The organism is Blautia intestinalis (genome assembly GCF_014297355.1).
Lineage (GTDB): Bacteria > Bacillota > Clostridia > Lachnospirales > Lachnospiraceae > Blautia_A > Blautia_A intestinalis.
Genome location: NZ_JACOQE010000025.1, coordinates 1 through 4,892, shown reverse-complemented (window position 1 = coordinate 4,892; position 4,892 = coordinate 1). Strand labels below are relative to the sequence as shown.

The 4,892-nt window shown below is 39.8% G+C and carries 4 protein-coding genes; all 4 read right to left on the bottom strand.

Going from position 1 to position 4,892, the window contains the following annotated elements; all coding sequences use genetic code 11:
* Positions 1-2,210: ABC transporter permease (locus H8Z79_RS16550; protein WP_187002968.1), on the bottom strand; the 2,210-nt coding region annotated here is incomplete at its 3' end.
* On the bottom strand, positions 2,207-2,881 hold the full coding sequence (locus H8Z79_RS16545) for an ABC transporter ATP-binding protein (RefSeq protein WP_187002967.1): 675 nt from the start codon (positions 2,879-2,881) through the stop codon (positions 2,207-2,209). The genes H8Z79_RS16545 and H8Z79_RS16550, both read right to left, overlap by 4 nt.
* A gap of 113 nt (positions 2,882-2,994) precedes the next feature.
* Entirely contained in the window at positions 2,995-4,260 is a 1,266-nt protein-coding gene (locus tag H8Z79_RS17195) for a sensor histidine kinase (RefSeq protein WP_117846112.1), read from the bottom strand.
* On the bottom strand, positions 4,236-4,892 hold a 657-nt coding region (locus H8Z79_RS16535; protein ID WP_147349010.1), incomplete at its 5' end, for a response regulator transcription factor. The genes H8Z79_RS16535 and H8Z79_RS17195, both read right to left, overlap by 25 nt.

Below are 4,892 nucleotides of genomic sequence, written 5' to 3'. Positions count from 1 at the left end.
ATCAGTCCCTGTAACTGCAGGCATAAATTTAATTGTTTATTTGTCATACCCACAGCCTGTAATATACCATATTCCTGCTTTTTTGTCGTAATATTCATGATCATGGTATTCGCCATATTCATAAAACCGATGAGTCCTACAACCGCCATAAACAGATAACAGCCAAGCTTCATCATGCGGGCTGCGACTTCTGCATATTGTAACTGCGCATGATAGGTATCCATTTTTATATGCGAAGTATTAGAAATCAAAGTATTCAGACTCTGTTCCACAGATGCCACATCTTTTTTATCACAGTCCACCCACAGATAGCCATAGGCTGTTCCTCTCGGATGCATGGAACGGTATACACCTTCCGGAATGACAAGATAAGTGTCCGCATTTACAAAGGATCCTGCTATCTTCCCCTGATAGGTATAGGTTCCACTTTCATTCTCAAAGTCAAATGCAATGGATTCACCCGGAGCATATCCATCTTGTTCCATCCACGTTGACCAGCCAAAGAAAATATCACCATTCTTTACCGCCTGATCATAGTCCATAGAGCCAATATCCCCGTCCTGGCGCATAAAATCAAAATCCTTTTTACTCACAATATCAGCCGGAAATCTTGTTCCGTTCAGATTTACAGAGACAATCTCTCTCGTCATGACATCTGTCACTCCCGGAATGCTTTTGATTTCTTCAATCAGCGAATCATTCAATGGATCATCCGTCAGAATCGTATCCAGATTATTCTCCGGATATTTTTCATCATACTCATCAGAATAGTCAAGCTGCAGTTCAAATTGTCCATGATTAACGGAAAGACGTGCTTCATGCTCCGTGTCAATATTTCCCACATAATTAGAGATAATCACAAACAATACGCAAGAAAAACCCATTGTGAGGATAGTACCAATAGTTCTTTTGGGATTACCCGTTACATTTGCCATTGCCATAGAAAACACGGTGACATTTTTTCTGCCATTTCGTTTTCCTTTTTTTTGTGTTTCTGCATTTTCTAAATACCGTGTTGCTTCGATAGGTGAAATCCGTGAAACAATTTTCATTGGTTTACGCAGTGCCAAAGCAACGGTAAGAAATGATACGAAAATACAGAGAAGCATAACAGGCAGGGAAAACAGTGGCATCTGCTGATTTTGGACTCCCATAGAGCCAGTTTGGGTTGATACAAGGTTTCCCTGTTCTACCAGCCAGTTAAAACCGCATTTTGCAATCAGAAAACCAAGAAGCAATCCAACTGGTATTGAAGAAATTGTCAAAAACATACCCTCTCTGAAGATCAGTTGTTTCATCTGCTTTTTTGTCGCTCCCAGAGCCTTGATTTTTCCATACTCCTGTATCTTGTTGGCAATACCGACCTGAAAAATATTATAAATGACCACAACAGAGAAAAGTACAATTGCAAGAATCAAAACCCCGCATACCGCAATCGTTTCATAACTCGGCTGCAAGACCCATTGCAAATAGAGATCATTGACTATAACGTTTTTTTCTTCGATCCCACAAGCTGCTGCAATCTGCTTTATAACCGAATCAATATTATTCATAGATACATTTGCAGAATCATTTAAAGTAAAATAAATATTATACTGTCTGTCATTCTCTGCGACGTGCTCATCATAAAACTCCTGTGACCCGAAAGCAACATAAGATGCCTCGATGGTATACTCATCCCGATCATATAGGATTCCGCTGACAACAAATTCTTCCGGCTTATATTCTGACTGCATCCCTGCGCGGTAATCCAGTGTAACCGTATCTCCGATCTTTACATCACCATACCCCATTGCACGAAAAAATGCTCTTCCTGCGGCAATTTCCTGCATTTTTTCCGGATACTTTCCTTCCTTCAACTCATATTCTTTATTATAAGGAAGCATTTTTCTTGCAGTCTCATCCATGCAGACAAACCCGCCTTTTTCATTGCCTTTTATGATACCTTCAGTGCACATAGTGCCTGTAGCACCTATTTCCGCACGGCGGTTTACTTCTTTTAACTGCGATCCGTCTGCGGAAACAAACAGACCATAATTGCTTCCATATGATCCTGCCGCCTGACTTTTCTGTAAATGAATTACCCCATTTCCCACAGTACTGATGATAACAAGCAGCATCGTGGTCAGACAGATTGCCATCATGATCAGTATACTTCTTGTCCTGTTCCTTTTGTCATTGCTATATGCAATCCTGCTTATTGTCTTCATCTGAAATCCACCACCTGTCCGTCCTCAATCACCAGAATACGGTCAGCGACCTGTGCAATTTCGTCATCATGGGTAATCATTACAATTGTCTGTCCATATTTTTTTGCTGTCATCTTAAGCAGAGCGATTACCTCATCACTGGTCTTAGAATCAAGATTGCCTGTCGGCTCATCCGCAAATATAATTTCCGGACGATTCACCAGTGCTCTTGCAATTGCTACTCTCTGCTGCTGTCCTCCGGATAACTGATTTGGCAGATTATAAATCCGGTTTTCAATCCCCAGAGTTGCAATAATATCATTTACATACGCTTCATCAACTTTTCTTCCATCCAGCCCAAGTGGCAGTACAATATTTTCCCAGACATTAACAAATGAAACCAGATTAAATGCCTGAAAAACAAATCCGATTTTTCTTCTGCGGAAAACAGCAAGGGCATCTTCCTTCATCCTGTATAAATCTTTCCCTGCTAAAGTAACACTGCCTTTTGTCGGGGTGTCTAGCCCTCCAAGCATATGAAGTAATGTACTTTTACCAGAACCTGACTTTCCAACAATTGCGACAAATTCTCCCTGCTCAATCTGAATGTCCACCTGATTGACCGCTTTGACCTGATTCTCACCTGCGCCATAAAACTTACAAATCTGCCTGGTTTCTAATATCACACTCATGTGTTGCCTCCTTTTCATCCTACATCCAAATTGTATCAGGGCAATCTTTCATTTCACTTTCAAAAAACGAGCAGAAATCTTACAGAATTGTAAGATTTCTGCCCAATTAAAATTTAACCAACATATGGTAATTGAATCACAAACGTGCTTCCTTTTTTCTTTTTGCCGGAGATTACCGTGATCATACCTCCGTGTTTTTCGATAATTTCTCTTGATAGAAAAAGTCCGATTCCCGTGCCACTCTCTTCCCTGACCTCCCTGGAACCTCCTCTGTAAAATCGTTGAAAAATTTTGTGATACTCATTCTGCGGAATACCGATTCCCTGATCCTCAATTTCCATTCTTACAAGATCGTTTCTTTTTTGTAACCGGATAAATATTTTTGAACCACCCGGACTGTACTTGACCGCATTATCCAGAACGTTGATAAAAGCTTCACCAAGCCACCTTTTATCCTGCACAACCATGCATGTTTCCAGCTCTTTTGCATAGTCAAAAACGAATTCAATTTCTTTCTCATCCGCTTTTGGATAAGTACGGTTCACAGCAGATATGACAGTATCCATAAGCGGAAGTTTTTTCTTATTAATCTGAATCAGTCCGGTTTCCATCTTGGATATTTCAAGAAGCGACTGCAATAATGTCTCCAGTCCATCCAGAGCACTCCGACAACGAATACGAAACTCCTCCTGTTCTGTGGCACTTAAGTCATTCTGCATCAGCACACTAAAACATGTATCCAAAGCTGCAACCGGTGTCTTTAACTGGTGAGAGATATCAGAAACCATTTCTTTCGTGCTCTCTTTTTCTTCCCGTGCTTCTTCCTTTAGCAACTGAATATGATGTCCGATTGCTTCAAGCTGGTCATTCAATTTTTCCAGTTCAGCGTGATTTTCCGTTTTCAGTAAATCATCAAATTTATTTTCACGGAATCTGATCAGAATTTCTTCTAACTGGTCTAAAATTTTCTGATGACACGCATCTTCTGTCTTCTTCCAATAAAATAAAATAATCAAAAGAAGCACGCATATCACAGTGCTTACAGCACCGGTCACCATAACCTGATGCCGGAATTGCGAATAAAACACATTCCCTTTATTTCCCCAGTATCCATATTGCTCCAATAATCGCCTTCCCTGTTCGTTGGTTTCAATATCCTTATCCTTAAGCAATTCCGAAACAGCATCCAGCCCGGAAAATTTTTCCTTTGCTGCAATTTCTGTCATAAGATTCATTTTATATTTATAATCTTCATAAAACACATACGTGGTAAAGCAATTTAATATTGCAAACAATAATATGACAGGTAATACCAAGGAGAGCACTACTGTAATCTTCTTGCGATATCTCTTTGTCACTGCCTTACCTCCTGATTCCATATATACCCAAGACCTCTGATATTCTTTATATAGACCGGTGCAGCCGGATTGTCTTCGATTTTCTCACGGAGTCTTCTGATATTGACAGCGATTGTATTTTCATCCACAAAATCCCCTTCCAGATCAAACACATTTTCCAATATTTGTGTTTTTGAAAGAATCTGTTTCGGATTCTGAAGAAAAAAAGTCAGCATTTTCAACTCCGTTTTTGTCAGACTGATTTCACGACTCTTTATCAGGACTTTCATTTCTCCTGCGATAAATACGATACCTCCCGAAATCATCTTTCCAGCTTCCGTTTTCTCCTGTCTGCGGCGGAAATGTGCTTCTATTTTCAAAAGAAGTACCGAAAGACTAAACGGCTTTGTAATATAATCATCTGCCCCTGCTTCATATCCCATGACCTGATCCATCTCCTGATCTAGTGCTGTAAGACAAATAATGTATGTATTATAATTGCATCTCATCCACCTTACAAATTCCAGTCCATTCCCATCCGGAAGATTCACATCACAAATGGTAACATCCACATTATTATCACTTGCAATTCTTTTCGCTTTTTTCACTGATTCTGCTGAAAAAACCTCATATCCGGATTTTTTCAGTGAGAATGTAATTCCACGATTTAAATT